The sequence below is a fragment of the Sporosarcina sp. FSL W8-0480 genome (assembly GCF_037963765.1).
In the GTDB taxonomy this organism is placed as follows: Bacteria; Bacillota; Bacilli; order Bacillales_A; family Planococcaceae; genus Sporosarcina.
In genome coordinates this window covers 2,261,204-2,278,290 of the sequence record NZ_CP150166.1, presented here as the reverse complement: position 1 = coordinate 2,278,290, position 17,087 = coordinate 2,261,204, and the positions used below count along the sequence as shown (strand labels likewise).

The 17,087-nt window shown below is 39.6% G+C and carries 17 protein-coding genes; 9 read left to right on the top strand and 8 right to left on the bottom strand.

Annotated elements, in window-relative coordinates; all coding sequences use genetic code 11:
• Nucleotides 1–25: 25 nt before the first annotated feature.
• Nucleotides 26–1,150, bottom strand: coding sequence for a hypothetical protein (locus NSQ43_RS11825; RefSeq protein ID WP_339250434.1), 1,125 nt, complete (start codon nt 1,148–1,150; stop codon nt 26–28).
• 14 nt (nt 1,151–1,164) lie between these two features.
• On the bottom strand, nt 1,165–2,307 hold the full coding sequence (locus NSQ43_RS11820; RefSeq protein WP_339250433.1) for an SPFH domain-containing protein: 1,143 nt from the start codon (nt 2,305–2,307) through the stop codon (nt 1,165–1,167).
• A 157-nt stretch (nt 2,308–2,464) separates the two neighbouring features.
• Here NSQ43_RS11820 and NSQ43_RS11815 point away from each other — a divergent pair, with 157 nt between their 5' ends.
• Nucleotides 2,465–3,409 (top strand): MBL fold metallo-hydrolase, encoded by a 945-nt coding sequence (locus NSQ43_RS11815; RefSeq protein WP_339250431.1) that lies wholly within the window; start codon nt 2,465–2,467, stop codon nt 3,407–3,409.
• Entirely contained in the window at nt 3,396–4,151 is a 756-nt protein-coding gene (locus NSQ43_RS11810; RefSeq protein WP_339250429.1) for an SDR family NAD(P)-dependent oxidoreductase, read from the top strand. Before NSQ43_RS11815 ends, NSQ43_RS11810 begins: the two co-directional genes overlap by 14 nt.
• 154 nt (nt 4,152–4,305) lie before the next feature.
• Here the strand turns inward: NSQ43_RS11810 and NSQ43_RS11805 are convergent, their stop codons facing one another.
• Nucleotides 4,306–4,587 (bottom strand): alpha/beta-type small acid-soluble spore protein, encoded by a 282-nt coding sequence (locus NSQ43_RS11805; RefSeq protein ID WP_339250427.1) that lies wholly within the window; start codon nt 4,585–4,587, stop codon nt 4,306–4,308.
• A 130-nt stretch (nt 4,588–4,717) separates the two neighbouring features.
• Between NSQ43_RS11805 and hprK the strand changes: the two genes are divergently transcribed.
• Both hprK and NSQ43_RS11795 read left to right on the top strand, forming a co-directional pair.
• Nucleotides 4,718–5,644, top strand: coding sequence for an HPr(Ser) kinase/phosphatase (hprK, locus tag NSQ43_RS11800; RefSeq protein WP_339250425.1), 927 nt, complete (start codon nt 4,718–4,720; stop codon nt 5,642–5,644).
• A gap of 45 nt (nt 5,645–5,689) precedes the next feature.
• Complete coding sequence (locus NSQ43_RS11795) at nt 5,690–6,490, top strand: DUF2785 domain-containing protein (protein WP_339250423.1); 801 nt, start codon at nt 5,690–5,692, stop codon at nt 6,488–6,490.
• Nucleotides 6,491–6,543: 53 nt separating this feature from the next.
• Here NSQ43_RS11795 and NSQ43_RS11790 read toward each other — a convergent pair whose 3' ends face one another.
• Both NSQ43_RS11790 and NSQ43_RS11785 read right to left on the bottom strand, forming a co-directional pair.
• The gene (locus NSQ43_RS11790) at nt 6,544–6,906 is read right to left on the bottom strand and encodes a DUF2500 domain-containing protein (protein WP_339250422.1); all 363 of its coding nucleotides are present in this window, start codon (nt 6,904–6,906) and stop codon (nt 6,544–6,546) included.
• 65 nt (nt 6,907–6,971) lie between these two features.
• The gene (locus NSQ43_RS11785) at nt 6,972–7,412 is read right to left on the bottom strand and encodes an OsmC family protein (protein ID WP_339250420.1); all 441 of its coding nucleotides are present in this window, start codon (nt 7,410–7,412) and stop codon (nt 6,972–6,974) included.
• A 132-nt stretch (nt 7,413–7,544) separates the two neighbouring features.
• Here NSQ43_RS11785 and NSQ43_RS11780 point away from each other — a divergent pair, with 132 nt between their 5' ends.
• From NSQ43_RS11780 to helD, 3 genes are all read left to right on the top strand, one after another.
• Nucleotides 7,545–8,366, top strand: a complete 822-nt coding sequence (locus NSQ43_RS11780) for a hypothetical protein (protein WP_339250418.1) — start codon at nt 7,545–7,547, stop codon at nt 8,364–8,366.
• Nucleotides 8,367–8,469: 103 nt separating this feature from the next.
• Nucleotides 8,470–8,793: a hypothetical protein gene (locus NSQ43_RS11775; protein ID WP_339250417.1), complete on the top strand. Its 324-nt coding sequence runs from the start codon at nt 8,470–8,472 to the stop codon at nt 8,791–8,793.
• 237 nt (nt 8,794–9,030) lie between these two features.
• Entirely contained in the window at nt 9,031–11,367 is a 2,337-nt protein-coding gene (gene helD / locus NSQ43_RS11770) for an RNA polymerase recycling motor HelD (protein ID WP_339250416.1), read from the top strand.
• A gap of 152 nt (nt 11,368–11,519) precedes the next feature.
• On the opposite strand, the gene NSQ43_RS11765 is transcribed toward helD, so the two are convergent.
• Nucleotides 11,520–12,734 (bottom strand): MFS transporter, encoded by a 1,215-nt coding sequence (locus tag NSQ43_RS11765; protein WP_339250415.1) that lies wholly within the window; start codon nt 12,732–12,734, stop codon nt 11,520–11,522.
• 233 nt (nt 12,735–12,967) lie between these two features.
• Here NSQ43_RS11765 and NSQ43_RS11760 point away from each other — a divergent pair, with 233 nt between their 5' ends.
• Nucleotides 12,968–13,825, top strand: coding sequence for a YitT family protein (locus NSQ43_RS11760; protein WP_339250413.1), 858 nt, complete (start codon nt 12,968–12,970; stop codon nt 13,823–13,825).
• A 35-nt stretch (nt 13,826–13,860) separates the two neighbouring features.
• Here NSQ43_RS11760 and NSQ43_RS11755 read toward each other — a convergent pair whose 3' ends face one another.
• Together NSQ43_RS11755 and NSQ43_RS11750 are read right to left on the bottom strand one after the other, a co-directional pair.
• On the bottom strand, nt 13,861–14,838 hold the full coding sequence (locus tag NSQ43_RS11755; RefSeq protein WP_339250411.1) for an LCP family protein: 978 nt from the start codon (nt 14,836–14,838) through the stop codon (nt 13,861–13,863).
• 286 nt (nt 14,839–15,124) lie between these two features.
• Nucleotides 15,125–16,057, bottom strand: coding sequence for a hypothetical protein (locus NSQ43_RS11750; RefSeq protein ID WP_339250410.1), 933 nt, complete (start codon nt 16,055–16,057; stop codon nt 15,125–15,127).
• A 384-nt stretch (nt 16,058–16,441) separates the two neighbouring features.
• Here NSQ43_RS11750 and NSQ43_RS11745 point away from each other — a divergent pair, with 384 nt between their 5' ends.
• On the top strand, nt 16,442–17,047 hold the full coding sequence (locus NSQ43_RS11745) for a VanW family protein (RefSeq protein ID WP_339250409.1): 606 nt from the start codon (nt 16,442–16,444) through the stop codon (nt 17,045–17,047).
• Nucleotides 17,048–17,087: the final 40 nt, after the last annotated feature.

Sequence of the window (17,087 nt, the reverse complement as noted above, 5' to 3'; positions counted from 1 at the left end):
TCTCAGTCCCTTCGAATATCATGGCTCACATATAATCTTGAAAAAAGTAAATAACGCCAACTACAATTGCCAACAAAGCCACTATTATTAAAATTTTCCATACGCTGACAGGAGCATGACCGCTAACCTTACCAGTTTGACCATTTACTAAAAAGCGGTAAACCTTATTATTATAATTAAATGAAGAAATCCAGATTGGCAGTAAAATATGCTTAAATGTGATGCCATCATAATTTGTTTTCACATTAACAATCCGAACCTCATCACCGGTTTCCTTACGAAGAATTCCGTTTCGGATTCGTGAGTCAATTATGTCCCTTGCTGAATACCAACCGCTCTTCAGAGAAATCGAATACCGTTCAGCAAGAAAACCTGAAAGATACTCCGTACGGTAATCAAGAAGGCTGGATAGTTGGAAAGGCTCAACCTTGTCAATCAATCCTGATGCAACATTTTTTGAAGCCTTTACAAGGACATCATCGTAGAACTTTTGATAAGTGCCGCGCTTTGTACGCCATCTGATCTTTCGGACCTGTTCTGTAATCTGCTCGGTCTTACCATCACGATGTACAGTCCGAGTTTCCGTTACGTAGTAGTAGGTTCCGATTTTAACAATGTAATCGGAATCAGTGTCGGAATCGAATGTCCAATAGGGAATGTAAGTACCGTTTATCTTTTGTAATTCATAATTATGTTTTAATTTTGAAGGAGCGAAATATCGTTTTGTTATCCATTTCTTGAATTTATTTACGGCCTCGTCTTTTGAAATTTGAAAAGGAATGACAAGGGCTGGTTTTATGCCAGCATCGTTTTCGGTTACCGTTATATGGGAAGACCCGCAAAATGTACAGAAATCCGCCACTTTATCTTTATCCAATAATGTCTCCGCGCCACAGCTGTCACATTTGAATACCCTTTTTTCATCTCCCCAGCTATGATCAGCCTTATCAAGAGCATCCAAATAATCATGCTCGGTCGTATTTTCTCGGGTAGCCTCGATTTCCACTTCGGTACCGCAAAAAGGGCATTTCAATCCCCTTGTAGTGGGGTCATAAACTGCATTCCCACCGCAAGAGGTGCACTGGTTCACTTCGGTATCTTCGGTAATATTTTCATCCATGAAGTCATCGGAATTACCCAATTTAGTCACACAGCTTCACCTCTTTAACTTTCAAGTCCCTCTCCACAATCGCCGCAAAACTTGGCAGTAGGCCCATTTACCGCACCACAAGCATTGCATTTTTTCTCGGTTACTTGTTTAGTTCCGCATTCACCGCAAAACTTTGATCCTTCATTAATTTCAACTTTACAACTAATGCATGGAACCTTTTTTTGCTGTACGGAATTCCCGCATTCGGGACAGAATTTTGCTGTCGTTCTAATTTGGGCCTGGCAATGAGGACAAGGCATTTTTTCTTGGTCAGCAGAGGGGGTAGGTTGTTGCTGGTTTTGATTGAATGCATTGGCCATTATATTACCAATTGCGGCACCGGCACCAATGCCAGCACCTGTTGCAGCCATCCCTCCACCTTCGTTTTGCGCCGCATCCCGTATTGCTTCAGCAGCTTGGTATTGCGTATACGTATTCATATTTCCAAGTACACCCATTGTCGTCCGCTTATCCATCGCTTGCTCGACTTCTTTCGGTAATGACAAATTCTCAATATATAAGGAAGTGATTTCAAAACCGAATTTTGCAAAACGCTCCTGCATCTTTTCTTTGCCTTCCGTGCTAAGTTCGTCATAATGCATGGCAAGATCGAGTGCCGGGATTTGCGATTCTGCAAAAAGATCCGTCAACCCTGACAGGACCATCTTTTTCAAATGGCTTTCGATGCTGCTTGTATCATATGAGGCATTTGTTCCGAATAACTCTTTAAGAAAGACGACCGGTTCTGATACTCTGTAAGAATAAATTCCGTAACCACGTAAGCGAATCATCCCGAAATCGGGATCACGCATCATAATAGGATTTGAAGTTCCCCATTTTTGGTCGATGAATTGCTTTGTATTAATAAAATAGACTTCCGCCTTAAAAGGGGAATTGAATCCAGTTTTCCAAGACTTGAGTTTTGTTAGAATGGGCATGTTCTGCGTATATAAAACATGGTGGCCAGGGGTGAATACATCAGCGATTTCCCCTTCATTCACAAAAATCGCGACTTGCGATTCTCTGACAATCAGGCTTGCCCCCATTTTGATTTCATTATTTTGCACTGGAAAACGATATACCATTGTATTAGAACTTTGGTCTGTCCATTCTATGACTTCGATAAATTGGCTCTTGAAAAAATTAAAAAATCCCATATCGATCCCCCTCGAAAAAAGTTATGGTTATTATATCATATACGTATTAGGAACTTGAAAGTTTCAAGGGGTGACATAGGTTTCCGAAAGAGGTAGAATAGACTGAATACCTATTCATTATTATAAAATCTTTTGTTATATGAAGGAGTTACTAAATATGATACATAAAATTGCAATTCCAACACCATTCGCGGTTGGCGATGTAAATGCATTTGTCGTAAAAGGAGATGCGCTATCACTTGTCGATGCCGGACCAAAAACGCCAGATGCTTATGAAGCATTAAAACAAGGATTGAAAGAGATAGGCTATACATTCAAAGATATAGAACAGGTAATTCTAACCCACCATCATCCTGATCATGCAGGTTGGATGGACGCCTTTGACAAGGCAGAAGTTATCGGTCATCCATATAATGATCTTTGGTTAAAAAGAGATGCGGAGTTCATGAAGTATCATGATAGCTTTTACCTAAAGTGCTTAAAAGAAGAAGGAGTACCGGAGTCCAAATTCAATTGGATTGAAAAGATGAAACGTCCAATTAGGTTGATGGGGGAACGGACACTGAATCGAACAATTGGGGAAGGCGATGAATGGACGGGGCATCCTAACTGGGTTGTAATGGAAACACTTGGACACGCACAAAGTCATATTGCATTATTTAACGAGAAGACGGGTGAAATGATTGGAGGGGATCTTGTTTTAGAAAAAGTATCTTCCAATCCATTGATTGAACCACCTGCAAATCCGAAAGCGGATCGACCAAAATCGATGTTGCAATACAATGCCTCATTGACACGTTTATTAGATCTTCCAATTGACGTGGTATATGGAGGGCATGGGAATGAAGTGCGTAATGTTCATGCCTTAATCGAAACAAGACTACAAAAACAGCATGAACGAGCGATGAAAATACATGGCATGCTGAGTGAAGGAAGTAAAACGATTTATGAGCTTACGAAGCAATTGTTCCCGGCTGTGTATGAAAAGGAATTAGGACTCACTTTGTCTGAAACGATTGGACAAGTGGATTATTTATTGTCAAAAGGGCTTATTCGGGAAACTCTCGGAGAAGGCGGCATCTTGTATTATGACCAAGCGTAAAGTTTTGATAACAGGTGCAACAAGCGGAGTCGGTTTTGCAGTGACAATGCGCTTACTGGCGGACACAGATAATTTTACAGTAATTGGCACGGGAAGGGCTCCGGATAAATTATGGGAATTGCAAAACGAAGGGGCAGAAGCCATTCCGGCAGATGTGACGAACATGGAGGAAATGGAAAGGGTATTGGATAAAATTGGTTCACCAGATATTGTCATTTTTTCCGCTGGTGTCGGTTTATTCGAGGCAGCCCACTTAATGCCCGAGCAATCAATCCGCGCTATGATGGAAACGAATGTAATAGCTCCGGTTGTCTTAACCAAACATATCTTGCCGCAAATGATGGAACGTGGGAATGGCCATCTTATCTACATCGGTTCCCAGGCTGGCAAGGTGGCGACGCCGAAAGCGTCTGTATATGCAGCGACAAAGCATGCATTGATCGGTTATACAAACGCGTTGCGCATGGAAGTTGCTGATTTCGGAATTGATGTCAGTGTCATTCATCCGGGACCGATTGACACACCTTTCATTGATGGAGCGGATCGGACGGGGAAGTATAGGTCATCATTAGGTAAGCATTTATTGCATGTAGATACTGTAGCGGAAGCAGTCTTGAAAACAATTGAAAAGCCTGTTCGGGAAGTCAATCTACCAGGGCTTATGGGGTTGACAAGTAAACTTTATTCAGTAGCGCCGGGATTAGTTGAAAAGCTTGGACGGAAATATTTCATGAAAAAATAGCTGTCTTCGCGACAGCTATTTTCATTGGAGTTATAGGCACGCGCTCGTTTAATCGTAAATCCGCTCGTTAATGCCGAAAAGCGCTCGTTTAATCGTAAATGCGCTCGTTAATTTCGAAAAGCGCTCGTTTAATCGCGAATCCGCTCGTTTATCCTCACAACCGCTCGTTTTTCGCCATTTGTTTCTGTGCCAATCTCACCATTTCTTTCACCATATTGCCCCCAATTGGGCCACCGATCTTTCCAGCTTGCTCAGAAGTCAATTTTCCGTTATAACCGTCTGATAACGGAATCCCTAATTCCTTCGCGACCTCATATTTAACCGCATCCGGACGTCTGCTATCAACATCGTATCCTTTAGCCCGCATGACATCCGCTTTTAATTGGTCCAGTTGTTCACGTGCCTCAGGTACTAAAATTTTATTTTTTCTTGCCATCTTTTCCCCTCCTTTCCTTCGTAGTCTTAACCGAACCACTAAAAACATGTAAATAACTATGTAGAATAAGCTAAATTATTCCTTTCCATGTTATACTAATTGCAAATTATATGAGCAGGGAAGTGTGGGAATGAAAACGGTTACGATTATGGATATCGTGAGACTGTTTAAGTTGGAAGTGTTAGTAGGTCATGACCAATTAAATAGAGTATTAAAAAAGACAAAAGTGAGAAGGCCGGGATTAGAATTCATGGATAAGTTCGATTTCATCGCTACAGAACATGTACAAATCCTTGGAAAAAATGAAATTAATTATTTGCATACGTTATCAGACGAGGAGTGCAAGTTGCGCATCGCCAATATTGTCCAATATGACCCGCCGTGTATTATTATCACCTCCAATCAGGAAGAACCGCTTGGGCTATTGCGTTACTGTACAAAGAAGCATATACCTGTTTTACGGTCACATGATTCGATGTCTGAGTTGAGTGCCAAATTGGACGCGTATGTTACAAAGATGATGGCACCTGAGATTGCGGTTCATGGAGTATGCGTCAACGTTGCGGGGATCGGAATTTTATTGCGCGGCAAATCAGGAGTTGGGAAAAGTGAGACTGCACATATATTGATCGGTAGAGGGCATCGACTGATTGCCGATGATATCGTCGTATTGAAAAAACTAAGTCCGCAGACACTTTTAGGTACACATAACCAAAAGAATAAAGAATTCCTTGCACTACGAAGCATCGGGTTATTGAACGTCGTTCGACTTTATGGCCGGGCGGCATTTCAGGAGGAAAGCCGGATCGCACTTGATATCGAATTGACGGAGTGGCAGGAAAATGCATTGAATAATGAACTTGAACTGGATGAAAAATTCAAGACGTATATGGATGTCCCAATTCCGCATATTCAAATACAATTGCAACCTGGAAGAGACGTAGCAGGCTTGATTGAAGCTGCGGCGAATAATTGGTATTTGCAACAGCAAGGCTATAGCGCTGCCGATGAATTCATGAAACGACTTGAACCGGAATTTGAAGAAGGACAACATTGAAAGGGGAAATTTCAGATAAAACAGCAGATAAAAGAACTATTAGAAATGGAAGACGGACAGTGCATTGCATATATGGACGAGTATGGGGAAAATCTTTTTTCCTTTATGCTTGAAAACTTGGGATCAACCGACGGGGAACTGCGGGATGAATTAATCTATCGATTGTTCGTCAAATTGATTTCGATTGATGTACTTAAGAATGATCTTTTAGAGAAGACTGCGGTGGAGTTAGTAAGCGATCACTATTTATACGCATCAATTGGCGAAATGAATACGGATACAGTGTTCACACGGTCTTTTGCATCATTATGGTTGACTGCACTTTTATGGAAGGATCAGCAACAACAATTTTTAAACCCAGATTTGCGAAAACAGACTTTTGAAAGAAGCTCGCTTTACTTATCAAAAGAAATGGATACCCGCGGATTTGTGAATGGCAAAGGATGGGCACATAGTATTGCTCATGGGGCAGATTTAGCGACAATGTTGGTGAAGCATCCATTGTTGGAGCGAAAGGTGATCCCTACGATTTTAGACGGGGTGGCATCTTGTTTTTGGAAAGGCGGTGTTTATACTGACGATGAGGATGAACGCCTAGTAACTATTATCCTATCCCTCGTTAAACAGGATTATCCAGAAGAAGTTCTCATTGAATGGTTTGAACAGCTATTTGACCGTTTGGATGCGGCGGCATCTCGAATGGATCGATCACTTTCTTTTTATCATGCTCGCACAAATATTTTGCAATTCACGAAGACACTTTATTTTGCTTTGATGAAGGTGAACAATGGACATAAATTGCGCAGTGCTATCTCGTATTTTATCCAAGAATGGCAGAATGTTTGATTCGCTGATAATGTAAAAAACCCGCCAATTCGTTATTGGCGGGTTCATTCAACTTATTTCCTTTCAAATCCAATATATCTATTTCCTTGGAATGTCAGCATGCCGATGTCTCCTTCTGCGAGCATTCCGTATTCTTTTGCGCCTACACCCAACTCCATCCGATCTCCGCTTTCCACTTGAAATGTTGCATAATACCATGTAGATGCAGAGGAATCGCCGCTTCCGCCTGAGGTGTGCGCCCGCTTTGTTACAACATGTGCAGGAACAGTCAGTCGTGGTGAATTATTGTTCTTGGACCATTGTCCGATACTCTTAACAATCACGACAATGAAAAAGCCAATAACTAATGCAAACACAATAACGAAAAAAATAGGTCCAAATGAAAACATAAAATCATCATATGCATTAAATCCCATGGAGCCACCTCCGTATGAATCTACTATAGAATACGTGCATTAGGGAAGAAGATTTCAGCTGACCACTATTTAATAATCGCTTCGGCTGTAACTTCTACATTTCCTTTTAAAGCCCTGCTGATCATACACGAATCTTCCGCTTTAATAACAAGTCTCTCCGCAATTCGTTTTTTATCTTCCGAAGTGTCTACAGCCAAAACAAGCACCGGCTTATGTATGATCTTCTTATATGTAACAACACCATTCGTATAGTCGACAACACCAACGGATTCCATCGTCAGACTCGTTTTCTCAATGCCGCTTCGCTCAAGCATCGCTGCAAGTGTGATGATATAGCACGTTGCGGCTGCTCCAAGCAACATTTCATCCGGATTTGTCCCTATTCCGGGGCCATCCATTTCGACAGGTATCGAAACTTCTGTCTGCAAGTTCAACGTTTCAATTGTTCCGATATCATTACGCAATCCAGGCCAGTTTGCTTTTAAATGAAATAAATGTTCTGCCATAATTCCAACCACCCTTTTAAATGAATTAGTTATAGTATAATTCATAATTCTTCTATTTTGTAGTTGTCGGTTTTGTTAGAAAATAGTAAAATTAAGGAAAATGGCTATTCAGGGAGAGTGGGAGTTGGCGTTATGAAGATAGAATACGGAGAATATGGAGTTCCTAATGAAGTAGAAAAATTGATAGAATTGGAAAATAAATTGAGGAAAAAGGGATTAACACTGGATTCAATAGGCATGGTGCCTATTCAAGATTCTTTTTCATATTCGATAACTCCACCAGATGTAATTCCGTTTGCCCATACTGGTGGGGATGGAGTACATTTTGGGTTTTTAACTGATTTTGGATCAATAACTGATTTGAATGAAGCACCGATTGTTTGTGTTACGCCTACGAATGATCCACCAATTCGCCTAACAGCACGAAATATTAATGAGTTTTTGTTGATTGCCTCGTCTGTTCCGCATGTCGGGTTATTGGATGATTGTTGGCCTTGGGAAAATTCTGAATCGACCAAGCTAATTTTGAGTGATTATCTGTCAGACAGTTGGCAGTTAAAAAGAGATAAGCTTTTGGATCTTCTACAAGAAGTGTTCAGCACTAAGAAAGTAGACGTTTCCGAATATGTTCAAACGGTTCTCCGAGAACGTGAAGAAAGTATAGTTTTAAAAACTTATGATGGCTTGGGAATTTTGGGAACTGCAGCTGATCTTCATAGACGCTACTCTTTTGATCCTGAAAGAAGGCAAGATAAAGAACAAATTGAGAGAATGAAAGTCTTTTTAAAAGACGCAACATATGAAGAAAAATTGGGTTTTATTCGGGATGCGATGTTTTGGTATGTACTATCGTACGATTATGACAGTGAAATTTTAAACTTGGTTATAGATTTAATGGAATCCCTAAATTTAAAGGATGAAGCAAGAAGGCTAACCTATAGAAGCCGTGACTGAGGAGGGTATCACTATCAAAAAGTTATTCGTACCATTCATATTCTTTCCAATCCTATTATTGTTTGCATGTCAGGCAAATAATATGGTTCAGGACCTAATTTTTGTGGGCGAGGATAAAAATTGGTTCTCTGAGGTAACTGTTACTCAGAATGATGGGGAAGAAACCTATCGGGTTCATTTTGAATACAAAGGAGAGAATCTACAGGATACTAAAACATTTGGTTTCTATGTTCAATCGAAAAATAACGGTGTAATAAGTTTTGGTGGGGATGATTTTACTTTAAATAAAGAAGGCATATTTTTTACGGACTTTCCAATCTCCAACAGCCGTTTAACAAATAAAAATGATAAGTTGGAAATTAAAATAGAATGGAATGGAAACAGTGAAGTATTTACCTTGCTAAACGAAGATGCTGATTCCAAATAGGAAAATATAGAAAAAAGGCAGTTGGGATGAAATTAACATTCCAACTGCCTTTTTAGCATTAGCGCATGAATCGTCAAAAAACCTCTACTTCGCCTATTGAACGAAATGAGATTGTATGGTAAATTTATTAAGATAGACACTGTATAATTAATATGAATATATTATCCCTATCTTAATTATACATCATCGTCTATTCATTAGTCAACCCTTTTACTTATTTTTTAAAGGAGTGTTGGTATGGAATCGACGTTTCAGCACGAACAACAGCGCGTAAATCGAGTCACTGAACTTATTGAAGAACGAATTCTCAAGTTGGGGGCAGATGCAACTCGGCAACGGGATGAAGTTGTAAAGATTCGAAAACATTTTTGGGATGAAGTTAAAGTCAATGTGGATACATTTGATGATTATCTTGAAACGATTATTGGACTAAGACAAGAAGCTCAAGCACTTGCTGTTAGTCAAAGCACACACCGGCTTTCATCTAAAAGGTTGTCCACGCTACAAAGAATGAAAAAATCACCGTACTTTGGACGGATCGATTTTAGCGAAGAAGGGGTTCCGACCGAGGAACAGATTTATATCGGAATAGCCACATTAACAGATGAAAGCGGGGAAGATTTCCTGATCTATGACTGGAGAGCCCCGATTTCAAGTATTTACTACGATCATCAACCCGGGTTGGCCACATATGAAACACCTGGAGGCGTCGTGCATGGCAGGTTGGAGAAAAAGTGGCAATATTTGATACGTGAAGGAGTACTTCAATCGATGTTTGACACAAGTCTTACGATTGGAGATGAGATTTTACAGATTGTTTTAGGGAAAGGCACCGATAAGCATATGCATAATATCGTGGCAACGATCCAATCGGAGCAAAATCGGATTATCCGTCACGATTCAGGTAAGCTTCTTATCGTACATGGTGCAGCAGGTAGCGGTAAAACGTCTGCAGCCCTACAACGAATCGCTTATTTACTTTATAAATATCGGGATAGTATGAGCGCCGACCAGATCATATTATTTTCGCCAAATTCATTGTTCAATAATTATGTTTCCAATGTCCTTCCGGAACTTGGTGAAGAAAATATGCAGCAAGTGACATTTCAAGAGTACTTGAACCACCGTCTTAGCGATGGGTTTAAAGTGGAAAACCCTTATGAGCAATTGGAATATGTACTGACAGCTGAAAACACTCCGTCGTATCGATCAAGGGTAGAAGGTATCCGCTTTAAGGCTTCCACACCATTTTTTGAAGCGATCGAGTCGTATAGAAGAGGGTTAGAGACATCTAAAATGCTGTTTAAGGATATTCTCTTTAGGGGAAAACCGATTGTAACCAAACAGGAAATTGAAGAAAGATTCTACAGCAACGACACGTCACTCCGTTTCCATAATCGCCTTGAAAAGTTAAAAGATTGGCTAATGAAGAAGGTGAATGGAGTTCGGAAAAACGAACTAACGAAGCCCTGGGTAGAAGAGGAAATCGAATTACTTAGCGATGAGGCTTATCATAAGGCGCATAAGCATTTAGCGAAAAAGAAAGGTTTTAAGGGTGAGTCGGTTGCTGACTATGAAATGGAACCGAAAGAACTTGGCCGCTTGATCGTTCAACAGAGATTTAAACCGCTTCGTAAACAAATCGAAGAGTATGCTTTCATAGATATGAATGGGATTTATAAACAGCTATTTACAAGCCCCTTATTTATCGAACGATGGCATAAAGGAGATTTGCCAGCCGAGTGGCAGTCTATTTGTTTGACTACAATTAACATGATTGATCAAGGCAAGTTGTTCTATGAAGACGCTACACCGTATCTATTATTAAATGAGCTTATCCGTGGCTTTCAAACAAATAGGACGATTAAGCACATCGTTGTCGATGAAGCACAAGATTACTCGCCATTCCAATTTGAATACTTGCGTCGTCTTTTTCCAGCGGCAAAAATGACTGTTTTAGGTGATTTCAATCAAGCAATTTTTGCGCATGCAAGTACACGAGTTGACTTCAAAGCATTAACCGGACTTTTCGGGCCGGATAATACGGAAGTTGTAAACTTATCGCGAAGCTATCGTTCCACAAAACCAATTATCGAATTCACACGTCAACTTGTGGCTAATAGTGAGCAGATCATTCCGTTTGAACGTAATGGTGAGAAACCGGAATTAATAAAGTTAGCTACTTATGATGAATTGCATAGACATATTTCCTTTAAAATTAGTGAGTTGCAAAATATTGGCTACAACACGATTGCAATCATTTGTAAATCGGGAGAAGAAAGTGAACGTGCTTACCAAGCCTTGTCTGACATTGAGGATATCAAGCATATAAAGAATGGATCGATGGAATATGAACAAGGAGTCGTCGTCATTCCTTCGTATTTGGCTAAGGGAATTGAATTCGATGCGGTCATTATTTATGATGCTTCGGAGCAAGTTTATAACAATGAGGCCCTACGCAGAATATTCTACACTGCCTGTACGAGAGCCATGCATGATTTGCAATTATACTGTGTCGGTGAACCAACTAAATTATTAAAAGACGTTTCAAATGAGAGTTATATTCAGAATTGAAATGAAATAAAAGCAGTTGGAATGAATTCATTCCAGCTGCTTTTTTCATGAAAAAAGGAGATTGTATCATCATTATCGAATAGGTTAGTCAGAAAGTATATGGGATACTTATGGGATATGATTTCATCGTTGTCATTGGGAAATGCTCTTTATCATAGTGTTAAACCTATTTTTCTCGCATATTTCAAATAGACGATAAAAAACAAACAGGCGGCGAGCAATCGGAATACTGAATTTATGTACATCGCTGCCTCTATGCCTAAACTGTTTAACAACCAAATTCCAATCTGTGGTGCGATGAATGCCACAACCGACAATAATACATTGTATGTAGTAATACAATATGTTCTGACTTCAGTCGGTGACTGTTCCAGTAGCAAGTTAAATAGCAATAACACAACACCAGCAAGAAAGAAACCCGAAGAGGTCTGGATAATCGTAATATATATTAAGTTTGTAGACAAAACGGTTAGGAAGGGGGTGGTTGCCATACCAATTGCCGCCCAGACGAAAACCAATGTGTTTGACCGTTTTTCCGCCCACTTTCTCCAGAGTGGAAATGAAATAATTTGAGCTAACATGCTTCCAACAGAAAACATGCTAATCCAAAAGATCGTTACACCGACAACCCTAACGTGATAGATATTGAAGATGCCCCATGCCATCTGCCAAGCAAAATTAAAGAACAACGCCGCAACTAAAAATGATACGTAATTCTTATATTTAAAAATCGACCAGTCCATAGTTTTCTTTTTAAGTGATGTTTCATCCGTTTGTACAGGTTGTTCATCATGTTTCATCAGTAGGAAAACTTCAAGTAAACCAAAGCAAAAGGCGATTCCGAACAATATTTGATACGCAATGACACTATCCGAAGCGTCTTTCATTAAAATACCAATCAAAAGTGTGGAACAAAGTCCGACAATCGTTAACATCCGGTTTCGGTCACTGAAAAAGGTTCCGCGGTTGGATTCAGGTACGAGACCGCTTATGAATGTCTGCCACCCTACGTTTGCCACAGTATTCGGCAAGTTCATAAGGGCGATGATGACTAAAAACATCCACGCTTGTGTAGGCTGAGACGGAATAAAAACAAGAGCGATGATTAACAGGAACATCAATCGCGCCATTAATACAGAAACAGCTACAAGTTTTTTCTGTGTTTGTGCACGATTTAAAAGAATCGCTGCCGGAATCGTCATAAGTAATGCCATAAGTGGGGGGAGTGAACTGATTAACCCGACCTGGTAATTGGTAGCTCCTAAAATAGTGATTGCAAAAATCGGAAAAAAGTTTCCGGAAAAGTTTACTGCAACTGTTGAAGCCATGCCATGATAGATGCTTATTTTCTCATTGTATGTACGCATTCGTCACTCCACATTTCTATGTAAAAACCCTCGTAAACAGAATTATATACTTAGATTTGCAGAAAACAAGTCCTATTATAAATATAACTTCAAATTGTAGTTGAATAACCATTACCACTTGTTCGTCAATTGCAAATACACCAGTGTTTTTTATGGATAAAACGTGGAATAGTGAATAGAAGATTACTTTCTTGAAGTGTAGTATAATCGATAGATTATTGAAGGAGGTACTTATGTTTTTTATCGAAGCGAAACGAATTGTAGTGGTCATATTCGGTGCTTTATTGATGGCGATTTCATTGAATTTCTTCCTCATAAACGCCAATGTCTATGCAAGCGGATTTTCTGGAGCGGCCCAGCTTGTATCAAGTGTTTTGAGTGATCAATTCGGGATATCGCTTAGCACCGGAATTTTACTTTTGTTATTCAATATTCCTGTATTTATTTTGGGATGGTTTAAAGTCGGAAGAGGCTTCACTATTTACAGTATTATTTCTGTTGCCTTTACAACTTTGTTCCTTGAGTTATTACCTATACTTTCACTATCCAACGATATTATTCTAAATGCGGTATTCGGTGGGGTAATTGCAGGAGTTGGAGTTGGGATATCATTGAAGCTTGGTGCATCTACCGGGGGAATGGATATTGTCGCAATGGTATTGTCTCGCCTGCAGGATAAACCAATCGGTATGTATTTCTTGTTATTGAATGGAATTATCATTGTGCTTGCAGGCTTCCTCTATGAACCCGAGAATGCACTTTATACGATGGTTGCCCTTTACGTTACTACTTCTGTCATTGACATGCTTCACACAAGACATGAGAAGGTTACGGCAATGATCATCACGCATAAGGCGGATGATCTCCAACAAGCGATTCATGACAAAATGGTGCGCGGGATTACAATTGTGCCAGCGAAGGGAGCTTATTCTAAAGAAGATAAAAGTATGTTGTATTTAGTAATTACAAGGTACGAATTATATGATTTGGAAAAAATCATTAATGAAGTTGATCCTCATGCTTTTACAAACGTCGTTCAAACAGTAGGCATCTTCGGCTTCTTCAGACGTGAAGGAGAGCCTGTAAAATAAAAGAGGCACCCTTTTGAATCAGGGTGCCTCTTTTATTAATTCGTTACATTTTCCGTATCTGCTATCTCTTTTTTATCACTTAAGAAGTCATTCAATGCCTCAATGTTTTTCTCCATATCGATATCAAGGACAGCACCTACATAATCAACTCGTTTATCTGAGAATGAGCCATCTATCGGAAGACGCAAAGTCTCGACCTTTTCGGATTTATTATCCATGACCCCTTTACCGATCGAAAGAATTGTCATTTTATCGAGATTTGTATCGACATATGCATCAGCTGCACCTAAGAGCTTTGGTAAGCTCAAAATGCTATGAATACTTACAGCTTCGTCTTTTAATTTTGACAGTACTTCCTGTTGACGCTCCACGCGACCAAAGTCATTTTTATAATCATGTCTGAAACGGACATATCCTAATAGTTGGTCACCATGTAAAATTTGCTTGCCTGGCTTTAATGTCATATAAATACCGTGTGACATCGTGTAGGGGATGTCGACTTCAATTCCGTCCGGTGCAATGATATCGGCTATCTTTGGAAAACCTTTAAAGTCAACCATTGCGTAGTAGTGTATATCTAAGCCGAAGTTTTCTTTTATCGTCTGACGGACCAATTCCGGCCCTCCAAGTGGATACGCAGCATTAATCTTTTGCTTTTTATGTCCCGGTATATCCACGTAAATATCCCGCATGATCGATATCAATTTCACTTTTTTTGTTTCCTGATTGTAGTTGGCTATCATTAATGTGTCTGAATGTCCTTCCTCGTTTTTACGGGCGTCAGACCCTAAGAGTAATACATTGATCTCGCCGAATTGCGGTTCAGGACCGTCAAAAATACCGAAATCTTCATTTTGACCTTTTAAGGTTCCATCTCCGGAAAGCGATAATCCTTTATTGTATTGGTCGACCCAATAATAAACTCCGAAGGCAAGCAACACTAAAATGATGCCGATACCGATTCCAAGCTTCTTTTTTCTTTTCTTTAGCTTCCTTATGTCGTGTCTATTCATCTATAGATCACCGCCTTAACTAATATAAATAGATATTGATTTAGCCGCTAACGTAACACGCGGAAAATCATATCATCTAATAACTCGATGGGCAAGTAATATTTCAATAGATATAGACGTATAACATCAGAAAAGGTTTTCTTAATATATATTAAAAGATTATTTCTAAAAAAATTAAAATTCAAGGCGGCGGGCTAATTTTTCAATAGTGACCGATAACTTCCTTACAACGGGCATTCCATGTAAAAAACCGCTTCAATGAACGGTTTTTCACTTGAAAAACTATTTATCTACCTATTACATCTCGCTCCTCAACAAACACCTTTAAATCAGGTCCATACTCTTCATTGATTTCATGGGCTTTTTTTTCGGCGTCCTCCTTGTTTTCATATAATCCTACTTCAAGGTAAAACTCACTTTCCCAAGTGGAAAACAGGATTCCGTTTTCTCGGAGTACCCTTAAATCTTTTTCCTTTAATAAATATTCCTCGTAATCCGGAATATCACCACCGAATAAATGGGAGGGGGTTCGTACTGTGTAAAGTTTTGTCGCGATCGGTTCTTCATCCGCGGCAACACTAACTACAAGCTGCGCAGGATCGGAATATTCCTCACCTGCGATTTTAACCGGCCCTTTAAAAACGATTGTAAATCGAATTGCTGAATCATCATGGGTGACTAACCAATAGGCATCTTCAACCAACTCACTGTTTTTCAAATGAATGAATTCATTTGCTTCAAAAGCTCGTGCACCATGTATCGTAAAGGTCATCGTATACGGATTTTCTTGGTATTCAATAATATAGACCGGTGCCAAAAGTTGATATTCCTCTTCTTCACCTCTTTGAGTGAAATGAATGCTGATATGCTCCACATCATCTTCTTTTTCAACAGTAATCGATTTGACATTTACATTATCTGTAATAGTACCTCCAGTTGCCAATCCATACTCAAATGCAAATGTCTTTACTGTATTACCGGTATCTGAAATGTCATTGCTTTTGGAGGGGGTTGTGGCGAAGACCTCATTTGTCTCCTGTTCCTTGGATACGGGTACGTTACCAAACTCAACCGCTTTTACTAAGTGTCCTAAAACAGGAGTATTAGAAATACGTGCAGTTAGGCTTGGCACCGTATTGACAGCAGCAATGAACAGAATGAATGTAGCGATGAGCCAAGTTAAAAAAGGGAAGTCATTTTTGCTATTTTGCTTTTTCATTTATTTCTCCTCCTTTTTAGTTCAATTTACGAATTTAGTTAGATTTATATATCCTATCATTTGAATTCGAAAAATAGAGCACTTTCATGAAATTTATTTTTATGTTAGGAAGGAAAATAAGATTTACGAGATGAATATAGTAGAGAGTCGCTATGATAATTACAAGGGGAGAAAATGATGCGATTGTCAGAGATTCATCCGTTTTTTTATCATGCTCGAATTGAGCAGAAAAGGTTTTTTCGATACATCAGTAATTTGAAGGCTAAAAAGCAGTTCGCCAGGCAAAAAGTCGAAAAGAATTTTCAATTCTCCTGTAAAAAACATCAATCCTTATTGCGGAGACGGTTGGGGGACAGTGATCCTGTTCTACAGGAGAATAAAATCGTGAACTTAGGGATAGCTGCAAGTCGAATTGACGGTATACTCATTCAACCTGGGGAAGTTTTTTCATTTTGGAAATTGGTTGGGAGGGCCACGAAGAAAAAAGGTTATATTGAAGGAATGCAGTTGTCAAGAGGAGAAGTGAAGACCGGAATTGGAGGCGGGATTTGTCAGTTGGCAAACCTTCTCTATTGGATGGTGCTACATACGCCGATGACTGTTATTGAACGGCATCACCATAGCTTTGATCCTTTTCCGGATGAGGGAAGGGTTCTTCCGTTCGGTAGCGGGGCAAGCGTTTTCTACAATTATGTGGATTTGCGGTTTAAGAATACGACTCCGTACACGTTTCAAATCCGTATATGGCTGACGAATCGACATTTGAAAGGTGCTATTTTTGTGAATGAAGAAATGGAATACAGTTACCATATAGAAGAAAGGGAACATCAATTTTATCGACATAATGAAAAAGACTACAGACAGAACGAAATTTGGCGTCGGACAATTGATAAACGGACTGGGGACTGTGTTGGTGAAGAACTACTTATAAAGAATAATTCCGAAGTGAAGTATGAGGTGAATGAGAAGGAGTTAGTCGCTATTAGTTAAAAAGGCCAGGCGGTTATTGCCCGCCCGGCCTTGATCAGAA

Excerpts from the sequence above, each read along its gene's own strand:
- NSQ43_RS11810 (WP_339250429.1), top strand. The coding sequence starts at position 3,396 with ATGACCAAGCGTAAAGTTTTGATAACAGGTGCAACAAGCGGAGTCGGT.
- NSQ43_RS11780 (WP_339250418.1), top strand. The coding sequence starts at position 7,545 with ATGAAGATAGAATACGGAGAATATGGAGTTCCTAATGAAGTAGAAAAA.
- NSQ43_RS11805 (WP_339250427.1), bottom strand. The coding sequence starts at position 4,587 with ATGGCAAGAAAAAATAAAATTTTAGTACCTGAGGCACGTGAACAACTG.
- NSQ43_RS11820 (WP_339250433.1), bottom strand. The coding sequence starts at position 2,307 with ATGGGATTTTTTAATTTTTTCAAGAGCCAATTTATCGAAGTCATAGAA.
- NSQ43_RS11785 (WP_339250420.1), bottom strand. The coding sequence starts at position 7,412 with ATGGCAGAACATTTATTTCATTTAAAAGCAAACTGGCCTGGATTGCGT.
- NSQ43_RS11815 (WP_339250431.1), top strand. The coding sequence starts at position 2,465 with ATGATACATAAAATTGCAATTCCAACACCATTCGCGGTTGGCGATGTA.
- hprK (WP_339250425.1), top strand. The coding sequence starts at position 4,718 with ATGAAAACGGTTACGATTATGGATATCGTGAGACTGTTTAAGTTGGAA.
- NSQ43_RS11765 (WP_339250415.1), bottom strand. The coding sequence starts at position 12,734 with ATGCGTACATACAATGAGAAAATAAGCATCTATCATGGCATGGCTTCA.
- helD (WP_339250416.1), top strand. The coding sequence starts at position 9,031 with ATGGAATCGACGTTTCAGCACGAACAACAGCGCGTAAATCGAGTCACT.
- NSQ43_RS11795 (WP_339250423.1), top strand. The coding sequence starts at position 5,690 with ATGGAAGACGGACAGTGCATTGCATATATGGACGAGTATGGGGAAAAT.
- NSQ43_RS11750 (WP_339250410.1), bottom strand. The coding sequence starts at position 16,057 with ATGAAAAAGCAAAATAGCAAAAATGACTTCCCTTTTTTAACTTGGCTC.
- NSQ43_RS11790 (WP_339250422.1), bottom strand. The coding sequence starts at position 6,906 with ATGGGATTTAATGCATATGATGATTTTATGTTTTCATTTGGACCTATT.
- NSQ43_RS11755 (WP_339250411.1), bottom strand. The coding sequence starts at position 14,838 with ATGAATAGACACGACATAAGGAAGCTAAAGAAAAGAAAAAAGAAGCTT.
- NSQ43_RS11760 (WP_339250413.1), top strand. The coding sequence starts at position 12,968 with ATGTTTTTTATCGAAGCGAAACGAATTGTAGTGGTCATATTCGGTGCT.